14 protein-coding genes are annotated in these 14049 nt (G+C 39.8%); 9 read left to right on the forward strand and 5 right to left on the reverse strand.

The window, feature by feature from the left end:
- Window positions 1–46 precede the first annotated feature (46 nt).
- From H9647_RS21815 to H9647_RS21850, 8 genes are all read left to right on the forward strand, one after another.
- Window positions 47–1219, forward strand: a complete 1173-nt coding sequence (locus tag H9647_RS21815) for a SpoIIE family protein phosphatase (protein ID WP_191804016.1) — start codon at window positions 47–49, stop codon at window positions 1217–1219.
- Between the two features lie 4 nt (window positions 1220–1223).
- Window positions 1224–4934 carry a response regulator gene (locus tag H9647_RS21820; protein WP_191804018.1) on the forward strand — a complete coding sequence of 1237 codons (3711 nt, stop codon included), beginning with the start codon at window positions 1224–1226 and terminating at the stop codon, window positions 4932–4934.
- A gap of 97 nt (window positions 4935–5031) precedes the next feature.
- Window positions 5032–5904: a CheR family methyltransferase gene (locus tag H9647_RS21825; RefSeq protein ID WP_191804020.1), complete on the forward strand. Its 873-nt coding sequence runs from the start codon at window positions 5032–5034 to the stop codon at window positions 5902–5904.
- 17 nt (window positions 5905–5921) lie between these two features.
- Entirely contained in the window at window positions 5922–7577 is a 1656-nt protein-coding gene (locus H9647_RS21830) for a response regulator (protein WP_191804022.1), read from the forward strand.
- A 90-nt stretch (window positions 7578–7667) separates the two neighbouring features.
- The gene (locus H9647_RS21835; protein WP_191804024.1) at window positions 7668–8006 is read left to right on the forward strand and encodes an STAS domain-containing protein; all 339 of its coding nucleotides are present in this window, start codon (window positions 7668–7670) and stop codon (window positions 8004–8006) included.
- An 18-nt stretch (window positions 8007–8024) separates the two neighbouring features.
- Complete coding sequence (gene rsbW / locus H9647_RS21840) at window positions 8025–8477, forward strand: anti-sigma B factor RsbW (RefSeq protein WP_191804026.1); 453 nt, start codon at window positions 8025–8027, stop codon at window positions 8475–8477.
- Window positions 8474–9247, forward strand: a complete 774-nt coding sequence (locus tag H9647_RS21845) for a sigma-70 family RNA polymerase sigma factor (RefSeq protein WP_191804028.1) — start codon at window positions 8474–8476, stop codon at window positions 9245–9247. The genes rsbW and H9647_RS21845 overlap by 4 nt, the downstream gene beginning before the upstream one ends.
- Before the next feature lie 103 nt (window positions 9248–9350).
- Window positions 9351–10346, forward strand: coding sequence for a magnesium transporter CorA family protein (locus H9647_RS21850; RefSeq protein WP_191804030.1), 996 nt, complete (start codon window positions 9351–9353; stop codon window positions 10344–10346).
- 90 nt (window positions 10347–10436) lie between these two features.
- Here the strand turns inward: H9647_RS21850 and H9647_RS21855 are convergent, their stop codons facing one another.
- The 4 genes from H9647_RS21855 to H9647_RS21870 all read right to left on the reverse strand — a co-directional run bounded on the left by H9647_RS21855 (window position 10437) and on the right by H9647_RS21870 (window position 12494).
- Entirely contained in the window at window positions 10437–10793 is a 357-nt protein-coding gene (locus H9647_RS21855; protein WP_225229486.1) for a DUF5665 domain-containing protein, read from the reverse strand.
- A 93-nt stretch (window positions 10794–10886) separates the two neighbouring features.
- The gene (locus H9647_RS21860) at window positions 10887–11408 is read right to left on the reverse strand and encodes a YtxH domain-containing protein (protein WP_318245355.1); all 522 of its coding nucleotides are present in this window, start codon (window positions 11406–11408) and stop codon (window positions 10887–10889) included.
- A gap of 64 nt (window positions 11409–11472) precedes the next feature.
- Entirely contained in the window at window positions 11473–11730 is a 258-nt protein-coding gene (locus tag H9647_RS21865) for a GlsB/YeaQ/YmgE family stress response membrane protein (RefSeq protein WP_191804031.1), read from the reverse strand.
- Between the two features lie 86 nt (window positions 11731–11816).
- Window positions 11817–12494 carry a phosphatase PAP2 family protein gene (locus tag H9647_RS21870; protein ID WP_191804033.1) on the reverse strand — a complete coding sequence of 226 codons (678 nt, stop codon included), beginning with the start codon at window positions 12492–12494 and terminating at the stop codon, window positions 11817–11819.
- Window positions 12495–12669: 175 nt separating this feature from the next.
- Between H9647_RS21870 and H9647_RS21875 the strand changes: the two genes are divergently transcribed.
- The gene (locus H9647_RS21875; RefSeq protein ID WP_191804035.1) at window positions 12670–13680 is read left to right on the forward strand and encodes an asparaginase; all 1011 of its coding nucleotides are present in this window, start codon (window positions 12670–12672) and stop codon (window positions 13678–13680) included.
- 140 nt (window positions 13681–13820) lie between these two features.
- Here H9647_RS21875 and H9647_RS21880 read toward each other — a convergent pair whose 3' ends face one another.
- Window positions 13821–14045 (reverse strand): DUF1128 family protein, encoded by a 225-nt coding sequence (locus H9647_RS21880; RefSeq protein ID WP_191804037.1) that lies wholly within the window; start codon window positions 14043–14045, stop codon window positions 13821–13823.
- Window positions 14046–14049: the final 4 nt, after the last annotated feature.

The raw sequence follows: 14049 nt of genomic DNA on the forward strand, positions 1-14049 counted from the left end.
AAAAAACAGTCCCTAGTATAATTAATGCTAGTAGAAGGAGAGGGTTATGAGAATACTAATCGTAGACGACAATCCGACCAATGTTATTATTATTCGTGAAATTTTAAAGAAAGAAAATTATAAAAATATCGTTACTGCGAAATCCGCTTTTGAAATGTTTGATGTATTAGGGGTTCAAGTTCGAGGTGAGAATATAGATCTTCCATCGGATGAAGCGGAGGAACCTGATGTAGATCTCATTTTGCTAGATATGATGATGCCAGAAATGGATGGAATAGAAGCTTGTCGTATTGTACAAACCTATCCTCATCTTAAAGACATTCCTATCATTATGGTGACCGCTGTTGGGGATTCTAAGAAACTTGCTGAAGCCCTTGATGTAGGCGCTATGGATTACGTTACGAAACCGATTAACAAAGTGGAACTAATGGCCCGAATTCGTCTGGCCTTACGTCTAAAGCAGGAAAAAGATTGGCGTAAAGAGCGAGACCAGCGTATCCAAGATGAACTAAAACTAGCCAGTCTTGTTCAGAATGCGGTACTCAGTCCCGCTATTGAAGACCCCAAGTTTAAGGTGAATGCTTTGTATCAGCCATCTGCTGAACTTGCAGGAGATTTATATGCTTGGTACCCGCTTGGTAAAGGAAGATACGGGGTTATATTGCTAGATATGATGGGGCATGGCATTTCCTCGTCACTCTTTTGTATGTTTATTGCTTCTGTCTTAAAAGACACCGTAACCACCTATATTGAACCTGACCGGGTCATGAAGGAATTAAACCGAAGATTCAATCAACTTTATCTTGATGATCAGTTAGTTATGTACTATTTCACAGCTATATATCTTGTTATTGATACGAACGAAATGCGGATTGATTACGTCAATGCCGGTCATCCTCCTGCACTGCTATTTGAAGGAAATGGTGAAGTGATTTCACTGGACCGTGTCACTCATCCCGTTGGACTTTTTGATACGATGGAGGCAGAAACTCACACTGTCTACTATAAAGGTGATAGTCATATTACGATGTACACGGATGGGTTACTCGAAGCTGTGGATGGAGAAACAGAAGTGCAACTTGCATTTTTGAAAGAGTGCTTAAGTAAGAACCATGATTTTGACGAGCAAGAGATGCGCCAGACGTTCTTTGATGAAGAAGTGACGAAAGAACATGAAGATGATATTTGCTTAGTATGGATTTCACTAAAAGGAGAATAAGAGAATGAAAATACGCACTCGATTGCTTGTTGGCTTCAGTGCAATGATGGCGATCTTACTTGTGCTTACGATGATCAGTTTTAACGCTACCAACAACATGAAAAGCGAAATTGATAATATGTATAACGATAGGTACATGAAGACTAGATTCACTTCTGGCGTACGTGCGGATGTAAACGATGTTGCATTCTATATTACGACAGCTATGATGAATCCTGATGCGACCACATTACAATCGGCAACTGCAAAGATCAATGAAAAGCAGGCAAGCCTAAAAGATAATTTAGAGAAAATTGAGGAACGTGCAAATACAGCAGAGGAAATTAGTCTGCTTACTGATGTAAAAGATCAGATCCAAGAGTTTGAGAATTATACGGCTCGTGCTATGCAACTTCTGGAAGACCAGAAGATTGTAGAGTCCAACTCGTATCGCAACAACGCAGGGGCTACAATACAGCAGGATGCGCTGACGAGTCTAACCAAGCTGAATGAATATCAGGATTTATTGATCGATCAGGAAATTATAGCAGCAAAAGATAAAATGAATAAAACGGTTCAATGGCTTGGCGGCTTTTTGGTAGCTGGTTTACTTATTGCTCTTGCTATTATACTTTGGGTCATTCCTAGTATCACAAAAGGATTAAGTACCGTTTCGATGATGATTCAGAGTTTTGGAAAAGGGAGATTCCGCACCATCCGAAGAATCAAAGTCAAAACGAAAGACGAAATTGGCCAGATCGCCCGTGTGTTTAAAGACATGGCTGAAGATCTGGAACAAAAGCAGTTATTGGAGCAAGAATATACAAGAGCACAAGAGGACCAAAACTGGCTTAATGGCAATATGGCTCGGATTACTGATTTACTGCGGGGCATAGGATCAACAGAACAAGTGTCCCAGTTGTTTATAAGTGAATTTGCTCCTGTTATTGGAGTGAATTATGGTGCTGTGTATCTTCATGATGAGGATAAACATCCAGACGAGTTAAGATGTTATGGAGCTTATGCTTTTGATGGAGGAGAATCAAACAGTAAATCTACCTTCAAAATTGGAGAAGGACTTGTTGGACAAAGCGCACTTGATAAAAAAGTGATTGAACTTAGTGAAGCACCTGATGGATATTTAAAAATTGGTTCGGGTCTTGGCCATTCCGCACCTGCCAGCATCCTCATTAGACCTATTTTATTTGAAGAGGAAATGCTTGGTGTAGTTGAGGTAGCTTCGTTTGAACCGCTAACTTACATGCAAAAGCAGCTGTTTGAGCAGCTAGTCAATAATATCGGCGTTATCATTAACAATATTAATCGTCGTATGCGTGTGGAAGAACTCTTACGTGAATCGCAGGCGCTGACAGAAGAACTTCAAATGCAATCCGAGGAACTCCAAACCCAACAAGAGGAACTGCGTCGTTCAAACGAAAGTCTGGGAGAGCAAGCAGAAGAACTCAAACGTTCGGAAGAATTACTGCAACGTCAACAGGAAGAATTGGAGCATTTTAATACAGAACTTCTTGGTAAGACCAGAGCGCTCGAAGAGCAAGTACAGCAGGTAGAAGAGAAGAACGAACAGATAGAAATAACGAAACGTCAACTGGAGCAGCAAGCGATGCAGTTGTCTATTACGTCGAAATACAAATCGGAATTCCTTGCTAATATGTCCCATGAGCTTAGAACGCCGCTTAATAGTTTGCTTATTCTTTCTCAACTTCTAACAGAGAATAAAGATGGAAACCTGACTCCAAAACAAAAAGAGTATGCACAAACCATTTATATGTCAGGTGCTGATCTCTTGAAAATGATTGATGAAATTTTAGATTTATCTAAAGTAGAATCTGGGAAAATGGAAGTTAACCATGAAAAAGTTAATATCTCGGATCTACAGGGCTTCGTAGAACAAAACTTTGCACCTGTAGCGATGAGCAAAAACCTGAAACTTCATTTTGAAACGGATGAGAATCTGCCATCGTCCTTTGTGTCAGATGGACATCGTGTGAAACAGATTTTACGTAATCTTTTATCAAATGCTTTCAAATTTACCACTTCTGGTTCGATTACGGTCAATATGAAGCTAGCTGAAAGATCAGAACTGCCAGAATATTTTGATGTTGATATTCCTTACATTTCGATGTCGGTAAAAGATACGGGTATTGGAATTGCGCAAGACAAAATTGATTTGGTCTTTGAAGCCTTCCAACAAGTGGATGGAACGACAAGCAGGAAATATGGAGGTACGGGACTGGGATTATCCATCAGCAGAGAGTTAGCTAAACTGCTCGGCGGGGAAATTAAGCTCTGTTCAGAAGAAGGAGAAGGAAGCACCTTTACTCTGTTCTTGCCTCTTCTTAAAGAAGATGCCGTGAAACTTAATGGAGCGGTGAATGAGTATAAAGAATCAGCTGCAACTCATGAAAGTTTTGTTAAGCAAGATAGAGTTATTTATGATAAACCAATGACCATTCCTTCTAGTCCGCCTAAAGTATTATCTTCCTCGTCCGTAGCTGTTGTTAACAACATTAAAGATGACCGAGAAGATATTCAAAACGGGGACCGCGTGATGTTGGTTATCGAAGATGACCCGAAATTCGCTAATATTTTGCTCGACATGACAAGGCAACGCGATTTTAAAGCACTTGTTGCTTTGCAAGGAGACGTGGGTCTTGAGATGGCGAAGCGCTATTTGCCAGACGCGATTATTCTTGATATTCAGCTTCCTGTGATGGATGGTTGGGGTGTCTTGAATGAATTGAAGGCAAACCTGTCTACTCGTCATATTCCGGTGCATGTGATTTCTGTAATGGATGAAATTAAACAGGGACTTATGATGGGTGCTATTGCTTATCTGAAAAAACCATCTAACCGGGAATCATTGGATCAGGCTTTTGCTCATATTGAATCTTATATAGATAAATCATTGAAACGTCTTCTCATTGTAGAGGATGATGAGATACAGCGTAATGCAATTATTGAACTCATCGGCCATGATGATGTAGCCATAACGGCAGTTTCCACAGGGAAAGAAGCGATTGAGGAACTGCGCAAAGTGAGATATGACTGCATGGTACTTGACCTCATGTTGACGGATATAACAGGATTTGAACTATTGGATCAGATTCGTGATGATGCACAGCTGAATGATCTGCCTATCATTATTTACACAGGCAAGGAACTGGATAGTAAAGAAGAGATGAAACTTCGTAAGTACGCTGAATCCATTATTATTAAGGATGTTAAATCTCCAGAACGTTTGCTTGATGAGACTACATTGTTCTTACACCGGGTAGAGGCAAACTTGCCGGAAGACAAGAGAAAGATTTTGCAAAATCTTTATAATAAAGAAACTTTATTTGAAGGCAAGCGAATTTTGTTAGTTGATGATGATATTCGTAATGTATTTGCTTTATCGAGTGTACTGGAAAGCTACCGTATGGATGTAACTTTTGCCGAGAATGGAAGAGAAGCGATAGAGCTTCTTGAAAAGAATCGGAATTATGATCTTGTCTTGATGGATATGATGATGCCGGAGATGGATGGATATGAGGCGATGACCCGAATTAGGCAAATGCCTGAGTTTGAAAAATTGCCAATTATTGCTTTGACAGCGAAGGCAATGAAGGACGATCGAGGTAAATGTATAGAGGCAGGAGCCTCAGATTATGTGAAAAAACCGATACAAACGGATCAACTTTTATCTCTAATGCGAGTATGGTTGTATTCGTAAGCTTGAAAAGTGGGTATAAGAGTTAGAACCCTTATTTATGAGAATAGAACTCGAAACTATATTTTTGGAAGTATAAAGTAAGGAAGTGGACTAATCTATGTCAACTGGGGAAACGACAATTTCAGAAGGATCTTTCGATGAGAAACCTGTACAGGAAGAGAGGGAGCAAATCGAGATCGATTTGCTTCTAGAAGGGATTCATCGTTTTTATGGGTATGATTTTCGAAACTATGCTATGCCTTCGCTGAGAAGAAGGATTCTACACCATGTAGATACAGAACATATGAATTCAATTTCTGAGCTTCAACATAAGGTACTGCATGAACGTGCTGCATTTAAGAAATTGGTGCAAAGTTTGTCCATTCCAGTTACGGAAATGTTTCGTGACCCCAGCTTGTTCAAGATGTTCCGTGAGAAGGTAGTTCCGCTGCTTAGAACATATCCTTATATTCGGATTTGGCATGCCGGCTGTTCTACGGGAGAAGAAGTTTATTCTATGGCAATTCTATTGCACGAAGAGGGGCTTTACGAGAAGTCTCGAATCTATGCCACAGACATGAATGAACGCTCCCTTCAGCAGGCCAAAGAAGGCGTATATGGAATTGAAAAAATGAAGTTGTATACGAAAAATTATATGGAAGCAGGGGGGACCCGTGCTTTCTCTGAATATTATACGGCCCGTTATAATTCGGTCATGCTTCATCCTTATTTACGAAAGAATATTATTTTTGCTGAACATAATCTGGCAACGGATCGTTCTTTTAACGAATTTAACGTTATATTCTGTAGAAATGTGATGATTTATTTTAATGACGAATTACGGCGTCATGTACACGGTTTGTTTCATGAAAGTTTGAGTCGCCTTGGCGTACTGGTACTCGGATCTAAAGAATCGATACACTTTTCTGGTTATAGTGAAGATTATGAACCGATGGATCGGGTTGAAAAAATATATCGTAAGTTGAAGTAGTAAGGGGGACCATGGCTATGGGGATGAAAGAGCCGATTCATATTTTACTTGTCGATGACCGTCCAGAGAACCTGCTAGCTCTTGAGGCAGTCCTCGAAAGTGAGCAATATGTTCTCGTTAAAGCGACTTCAGGTGAAGAAGCGCTTAGATGTCTGCTGAAGTATGACTTTGCAGTCATTGTTCTGGATGTGCAGATGCCTGGTCTAGATGGAATAGAGACAGCCAAATTAATCAAGGCTAGAGATAAAACGAAAGATATACCTATCATTTTTATTTCAGCAAACAGTAAAGAGGCAGAGCATCTTTTTGCTGGTTATTCTGCAGGTGCGATTGATTACATGGTAAAGCCTTTTATTCCTCAAATCTTGAAATCCAAAATTGAGGGATTCGTGGATATGTACTTATCCAACAAACGCCTCAAAATTCAGTCCATGCTCTTGCAACAAAAAACAATGGAGCTGGAACGGATTAATCAAGAGCTAGTTCAGGCTAAAGAAGCAGCAGAAATTGCAGTGCAAGCCAAAACAGAGTTTTTGGCAATGATGAGTCATGAAATCAGAACACCGATGAATGGTGTCATCGGAATGATTGATCTACTCATGGAAACAGAGTTACAAGAGGAACAAAAAGAATATACCGAAATCATTCGTAACAGTGCAGATGCCTTGGTCATTATCATTAATGATATTTTGGATTTCACCAAAATGGAATCAGGGAAGATGGAACTTGAACAACAACCATTTGAATTATCTTCTTGTATTAAAGAAATTTATAATTTATTTCAGATGGAAGCTTCCAAGAAGAAATTGGAACTCGTTTATTTCATTGATGAGGCTATCCCGAGCGTTCTCTACGGAGACATGTCCCGACTTCGACAAATTCTTACGAACTTGATTGCCAATTCTATTAAGTTTACAGAGCATGGCGGGGTATATTTAATGGCTTCCCTTAAGGAGTTTGACCAGTGCCGTTATGTACTAGAATTCACGATTAAGGATACAGGGATTGGCATAGCGCCTGAGAAAGCCGATCATCTGTTTAAGCCTTTTTCCCAGCTTGATTCATCCATGACACGGAAATATGGTGGCACAGGCCTGGGTCTTGCCATATGCAAAAATCTAGTGGATATGATGGGAGGATCAATCCGAGTAGATACGGAGGAAGAACGAGGTGCTACCTTTGTATTTACGGTGAATATGCTTCCTTATAATCAATTGTTGGAAGATGAAGAGCTTCCTGTTTTCGCAGAACGTCCTGATGAAGAGGCTGATTCTCAAGCAACTATTCTTGTTGTGGATGATCATCCGATTAATCAGAAATTAATGACTAGCATGCTGAAGAAACTTGGACTGTCTTCGGATATTGCCGAGGATGGGAGTCAGGCATTGGAGATGGCGTTAACGAATTCATATGATCTCATTTTCATGGACTTGCAGATGCCGATTATGGACGGACTTGAATGTACTCGTCGGATTAGATCTGAGCTTGGACATAGACCTCAACCTGTGATTATCGCAATGACTGCTAATGTAATGGATGGAATAAAAGATCGGTGTATTTTGGAAGGAATGAATGGTTACATTAGTAAACCTGTCAAAATGTCAAATGTGAAACAAAAAATAAGTGAGTTTCGTCAGACATATAATACTTCCAGAGCAACCTCCATACTTTAAAGAAAAGAATGGAAAATAAAAAGTGTTTCATATCGTATACCTGAGGTTAATTCAATATAGATAACATTTTTATCGGGAGAGAGATGTCTAATGAATACAAACAAAAATGAAAAGTTTAATGTAAGTACGGAAACGGTAGACAATGCTAATAAGGTTTATCTGAGCGGAGAACTTGATCTCTCCGTTGCACCTGATTTCCGCAATACAATGGAACCACTCGTGGGGGACACTGAAAAGAACTTAATCGTAAATCTGAAAGATCTGAAATACATTGATAGTACAGGAATTGGTATCTTGCTATCGATCCTGAAAGTAAGACATGGTCAGAATACGAATTTTATAGTAGAAGAAGTGCCAGCAAATATTCAAAAATTATTTGATATGACCGGTATCTCGAAATTTTTTGTCTCACAGGAGAATACCCAATAGGAAAGGAACGAAGGTAAAATGAAAGCAGAATCACAAAGTGTAAAACTGAATTTGCCGGCGACAGCCGACTTTGTTGATATTGTTAGGCTTAATCTGTACGGAATTGCATCTAAAATGGGTTTTTCCTATGAAGAGATCGAGGATATGAAAGTTGCTGTCTCCGAAGCATGCAATAATTCCGTGCTTTATGCCTACGGTGAGGAAAATGGAGTTGTAGAAGTTATTTTTAATTTTGACGATTCTGAACTTGCTATTACGGTCAAAGATGAAGGGGAGAGCTTTGAACGTGTTGAGCAAAGAGAAGGAGTCGCTACACTGCATGACAAAGATTTGAATGAAGTTCAAATCGGTGGCCTAGGCTTTTATCTCATGCAGGCTCTTATGGATGACGTAAATGTAACAAGTGAAACTGGTAAAGGAACTGAGGTTGTACTGACCAAACGCCTCAATAAAAGCGAGGAAACGGTATGACTGAACGGTCGACTCCCCAAGAGTCTATGGATGAAGCAGTAGGGTTAATTTGGGAATATCAACAAACCAAAGATAACGAAATTGCCACCGTACTGATTAAGAAATACGAGCCTATGGTCAAAATGGCTGCTGGGAAAATATCCAGGAATAGGCCGGATTTATATGAAGATTTGTATCAAACTGGTCAAATGGCGCTCGTTAGGTTACTCAGTCAATATGATATATCCTTGGGGATCCCTTTCGAGCCTTATGCTATGAAAAGCATGATTGGACATATGAAAAACTACCTTCGTGATAAATCTTGGTACATACAAGTGCCGCGTCGGATCAAAGAAAAAGGTGCGCTGGTACAGCACGCCATTGATGATTTGACGATGAAACTTGAACGTTCGCCTGATGTGAAAGAAATTGCGAGTTATCTGGACCTCACCGTTGAAGAAACAGTAGAGGTGCTTGCAGGTCGTGAGTCTTATCATTATGTTTCACTGGATTCGCCGTTATCACAAGATGAGAGTACAGCTACTCTTGGTGAACTGATTAGTTCGGATGTGAATGACTATGATTCGGTAGAGAAACGAATGGATCTTCAGCAAGCGATGAACCAATTGAAGGAACAAGAACAGAAAGTACTGCTGCTCGCGTTCCAAGATGGACAGTCGCAAAGAGCTATTGCTCAGAAATTAGGGGTTTCCCAAATGAGCGTATCTCGTATTCAGAAGAGAGCTACGGAAAAATTAAAACAGATTATGTCGCAATCATCTTCTTTTTAACTTATCAAATTGCTTACGTAAGCTTGGAAGCATGCCTGCATTTCCATCGGAATGCGCGCATGCTTTTTTTATTGCAATGACATAAAGGAAGGGAGGGGCTTTTTTGGAAGAATACGATATTAAGGAAATGGGTCATGATTTGAAGATCTTTGATCACTTTCAGTGGAGAAATTATAATGTAACTGACCTTGGATGCAAGGAACTAAAGGAACTTCGTGATATCTTGCCTGGAGCTACAGAGTGGCTTAGTAAATTACCTGATTTGGAAACGAATTATATATCAGCTCGTACGGTAGCTGGAGGGAAACAGGTATTATTCGGTTCTATTCTGTATACCATTAAAAAAGATATCGGGGAAGAAGGCATAGAAAGCCAATTTTACTTCTATGTTGAACCTGGAACGCTGGTTACCTTAAATATAGATGAAGGCACTAGACAGATGCTCTATTCAAAAGAAAGATTAATGGTATTGTCAAAAGCTGACGATGCGGTATCGGGCTTATTTATCATGGCGCGTACGCTGCTGCATTATTTTCATATCGGTATGGATGAATTTGAACTTAATCTTCGTAAGTTGGAAAAAAGTATGGAAGAAAAGAATGCCCGGACATTAATGGATAAAATCTTGAATGCGCGTTTTGAATTGTTGTTTTGGAGTAATCAGTTTATTTCTTTTCAAGAATTAATGTATGCAGCTAATGAAGCCTTTTATGAGCTGGATTTGGAAAAGAGATTGACGTATAAGAAGCTTTACTACCGAATGAAACGCATGGATAGTTTGTTTAAACACTACGAAAAAGAGATTGATACACTCATTTCCATTGATGATGCTTCATCTTCGATTCGAGGAAATGATATTATGAAGACGTTGACTATTGTCACCTCCGTGTTTACTCCAGCTACTGCGGTAGGTGCCATTTGGGGAATGAACTTTGAGAACTTACCATGGATTACGACGTCATGGGGATTTACCGTGACAATTACTGTTACTTTGCTCAGTATGGTAAGCATGTACTTATGGATGTACTTTAAGGGTTGGACAGGTGATATTCTAAAAATCAAAACCGGAAAGGTTCAAAAAAAGAAGAACCAGGAATGAAATTTAAAAAGCCTTATAATTATCCTTTGGAAGGTAATTAATAAGGCTTCTTTCAATTATATGAATTATTTTCGGGATCATAGAAGATGATTACTTGGCCTGATTTATATAGCCTTGCAGTTCAGCGATATATCTTCCGATACCTGGGAGGTTCATATCCACAATTAGACTGAGTAACCAACCTAATAAAGCGAGTACAACAACGGTACCCAGAGACATACCTAATCCTCGAGCAATCCCAGCGGTGAAATTAGACAAAAGGCGTCTTTTGGTGCTGCTGTAATTTTCCAGCAAATCTTTGAATTCTACACTTTCCATTGCTTTATAGATCCCATCGAGACGTGAATTTAAATTCTTTACTTCATGTCTTAGCTCAAAAGGATGATCATTAACGATCTCCTTGTGTTCATTTTTTTTCTTATCTGTGTTTATGTCCATCGTACTCATCGATTCTCCTCCTTTGTTCCGTATCGTTAAAATGATGAAAAAATAGCCAGCTGTATACAGCTGGCTATACGCTACTCAGATGAAGGATAGATATTAATGGTTAGTGGATGAATGGTTAGAACTGCGATTCAGTTCACGATTCGCTTCATTGGTAGCTTTTTCAGTAGTTGCAGCAACCTGAGAAGTTGCGTTTTTTGCTTCATTCGAAATGTTGTTTGAAGATTTTTGTGCTTCGTTGCTTACATTTTCAGAAGCTTTTCTAGCTTCATCCGTTACGTCAGCAGTTGCTTGTTTCACACTTGTAATGACAGTAGAAGTATTATCACTAACTGTTTTAGCCAAGTCTGTAGTTTTAGAAGAAACTGTTTTTGCAATTTCAGAAGCTTTATCGCCAACTACGGTAGCCACTTCTTTCGTTTTATCGGATACTTCACCCATTCGGTAAGACAAGTCACCGCGAAGTTCGCGGCCCGGTTTCGGTGCGAAAAGCAGCGCTGCTGCAGCACCAATCAACCCTCCGATAAATAAACCTTTCGTAAAGTTGCTGCTATTCCCCGTATCTTCGTTTCTGTAGTCTGCAATTGATCTATTGTATTCCATGTCGTTTTGATTCATTATAATCGCTCCTCTAATTTTTAAATTTTATAAGTTCATTACTTCTTGTTCTTTTCTTACCCCGTTAAGCTGCTTTTCTAAACAACTTTCCAATAAGTCCGAGAAGAAAAACAAAGATTGCTGTTCCGATGATGGCTGGGACTACGGCAAAATCAGCGATGACGGGACCAAAGTCACCGAATAGCATCGTACCGATCCAAGCACCGACTAAACCTGCAATCATCGATCCTAAAATACCACCTGGCATGTTATGGCCAACGAGAGCATCGCCGATAAGTCCAATGAGAATCGCCATTACGATACTTAAGATGATGGCCCACATAACAATCGCCTCCTTTGCTTGCTCTTGTGCCTTGCTATTCGATATATAAACGTTCCTTGCCAGTATTGAAACAAGGATGGTAACATCTAGTGCTTCATAGAGGGAGATAATGCAAATTCAGTTCGAAAGACCTTGTTTATGCATAACACCCATACGCCGCCTGAAGTGAATCCTGTTAACACATCTGAAGGATAATGTACACCCAGATAAATACGACTGAATCCAAGTAAGAAAATAACCGTGATGCCAATCATAGTAAGTAACATGGGATCTCCTTTTTTCTGTTTCAGCGAATAGACTGCGATTAATAGCAGGGAACCGTAAAAACCAGCGGCAACCATGGCGTGTCCACTTGGAAAACTGTAACCGCTAACGCTGATAAGAAAGTCAAGATCCGGACGTTCTCGGCGCACAATGTATTTACTAAGGGCGTTAATTCCCCACATTCCGAGAAAACTTAGCAGTACGATGCTTCCCTCTAAATAACGACTTCGATAAATAATGTAATAACAAGCGAATGCGAGTGCTACCATCAAAGAATAATGAAAGGAACCAAAGGATGTGATCACCCGCATAAGAGGGAGGAGAGCATAGTACGAGCTGGTTTCAGAAGGGAATAGCAACTCTTGAATCCGGATATCAAGTTCTTGTATGCGGTCTGTCCCCAGTATGTAGAATAGAAAAGCAATAAGAAAAATAACAATGAAACTTGCAGCAAAACCGATACTAGTCCATATTAACGAATGGTTTTTGTTTTTTAGCATGTTTTAATGAGCTCCTTTATAGTTAAAAATTTCAACTTAAATATGAACCTTTCATAATAGTTTACCTATTTTATCTGTCAAAATATCATCTTTGTACTATACTGTACTATGGTGAATGTTAGGGTATCCTATAATAATGAAAAAGGGTCCCTTTATTTAGAAGGAGAGAACTAGCATGACGGACACAATGTTAATAAAAGAATTTCGTTCGGGCGTACTTGAAAGTGCACACCGAGGACATATATGTATCGTGAATGATAAGAAGCAGGTTGTTTATTCGGCAGGAAATCCCCACTTTAGGACATTTACACGTTCTGCTGCAAAACCACTTCAAGCAATACCTGGAATTCGGGCAGGAATTGTGGATGCATACGATCTTAGTCAAGAAGAAATTGCACTGATGGTATCTTCTCATCGCTCAGAACCTTTTCATAGGAATACATTAGAGCACATGAAAGAAAAGATAAATTTGGATGAAGACGGACTTGTATGTGCACCAAGTTTTCCGCTGCATGAGGAGAGCCGCACGGATTATATTCGGCAGCAAGGAGATAAGAGAAGGCTCCTGCATAATTGTTCGGGTAAGCATATGGGAGTTCTTGCGTACAGTAAGGTAAAGGGATATGATCTTTCTTCCTATGCCGATCCGAATCACCCAGTTCAACAAGAAATCAAACAAACCATATCTCATCTAGGGGAAATTGATCCAAGTGATATGGCAGCAGGGGTGGATGGTTGTGGATTCCCTGTTTTCGCACTGCCTATTTCAACAATGGCAACGGCATTTCTTAAACTGGCTTGTCCAGATTTGATTGAAGATGAGGAAACCCGCAAAGCGGTAGAAGTGATTACTACGGCCATGAATAAAGCTCCAGAGATGGTCGGAGGAACAGGACGAGTTGACTCTGTCCTCCTTCAAGATGATAATATTGTAGCTAAAGGCGGGTTTCAGGGTGTATTCTGTTTGGCTTTACGCAAGGAACGGTTAGGTATCAGTTTTAAAGTACTTGATGGTTCAGATGAAGAGTGGGGGCTCATTGTGAAATCCATTCTTACACAGATCGGTTATGATAATGCAGAGACGATCCAGCGCCTTACGGAGCAGTTCCCCGGAGAGATCCGGAATGACGCACGTACTGTGGTAGGCAAGGCAGAATCTGCTTTCATACTGGAATCCCATGCATAGAACGTAGAACGTTTCTTTCTTCATTATAAAAAACAGCCCTGTAAACTTAACATGGATCCTATAGATTTTCTCCTAATCAGGAAATGATCTATATGCCATCGTAAGCACAGGGCTGTTTGTTATATTCTCTTATGCAGTTGTTACACGCGGCGCAGGCGACCAAGCTCAGACACTAGCGCTTCCACTTCAGATATACTAAGATTTGTTTTTGAATTGACAACATCGTATAGGTCATAGATATCATCATATTGTTCCACGGAAAAAGCAGAAGATTGCAGGGCAGAAGCACTCGCCATTTTTAATTTTCCTTTAATAGCCTCAATCATGTAATCAATGTTTTCCGGGCTTTTTTGAGATAAATCCATATTC

Source organism: Paenibacillus gallinarum, from assembly GCF_014836635.1.
Lineage (GTDB): Bacteria > Bacillota > Bacilli > Paenibacillales > Paenibacillaceae > Paenibacillus > Paenibacillus gallinarum.

Bases quoted from the DNA above. Each gene is read 5' to 3' on its own strand.
- H9647_RS21815 (WP_191804016.1), top strand. From the start codon at position 47: ATGAGAATACTAATCGTAGACGACAATCCGACCAATGTTATTATTATT.
- H9647_RS21820 (WP_191804018.1), top strand. From the start codon at position 1,224: ATGAAAATACGCACTCGATTGCTTGTTGGCTTCAGTGCAATGATGGCG.
- H9647_RS21825 (WP_191804020.1), top strand. From the start codon at position 5,032: ATGTCAACTGGGGAAACGACAATTTCAGAAGGATCTTTCGATGAGAAA.
- H9647_RS21830 (WP_191804022.1), top strand. From the start codon at position 5,922: ATGGGGATGAAAGAGCCGATTCATATTTTACTTGTCGATGACCGTCCA.
- H9647_RS21835 (WP_191804024.1), top strand. From the start codon at position 7,668: ATGAATACAAACAAAAATGAAAAGTTTAATGTAAGTACGGAAACGGTA.
- rsbW (WP_191804026.1), top strand. From the start codon at position 8,025: ATGAAAGCAGAATCACAAAGTGTAAAACTGAATTTGCCGGCGACAGCC.
- H9647_RS21845 (WP_191804028.1), top strand. From the start codon at position 8,474: ATGACTGAACGGTCGACTCCCCAAGAGTCTATGGATGAAGCAGTAGGG.
- H9647_RS21855 (WP_225229486.1), bottom strand. From the start codon at position 10,793: ATGAGTACGATGGACATAAACACAGATAAGAAAAAAAATGAACACAAG.
- H9647_RS21860 (WP_318245355.1), bottom strand. From the start codon at position 11,408: ATGAATCAAAACGACATGGAATACAATAGATCAATTGCAGACTACAGA.
- H9647_RS21865 (WP_191804031.1), bottom strand. From the start codon at position 11,730: ATGTGGGCCATCATCTTAAGTATCGTAATGGCGATTCTCATTGGACTT.
- H9647_RS21870 (WP_191804033.1), bottom strand. From the start codon at position 12,494: ATGCTAAAAAACAAAAACCATTCGTTAATATGGACTAGTATCGGTTTT.
- H9647_RS21875 (WP_191804035.1), top strand. From the start codon at position 12,670: ATGACGGACACAATGTTAATAAAAGAATTTCGTTCGGGCGTACTTGAA.
- H9647_RS21880 (WP_191804037.1), bottom strand. From the start codon at position 14,045: ATGGATTTATCTCAAAAAAGCCCGGAAAACATTGATTACATGATTGAG.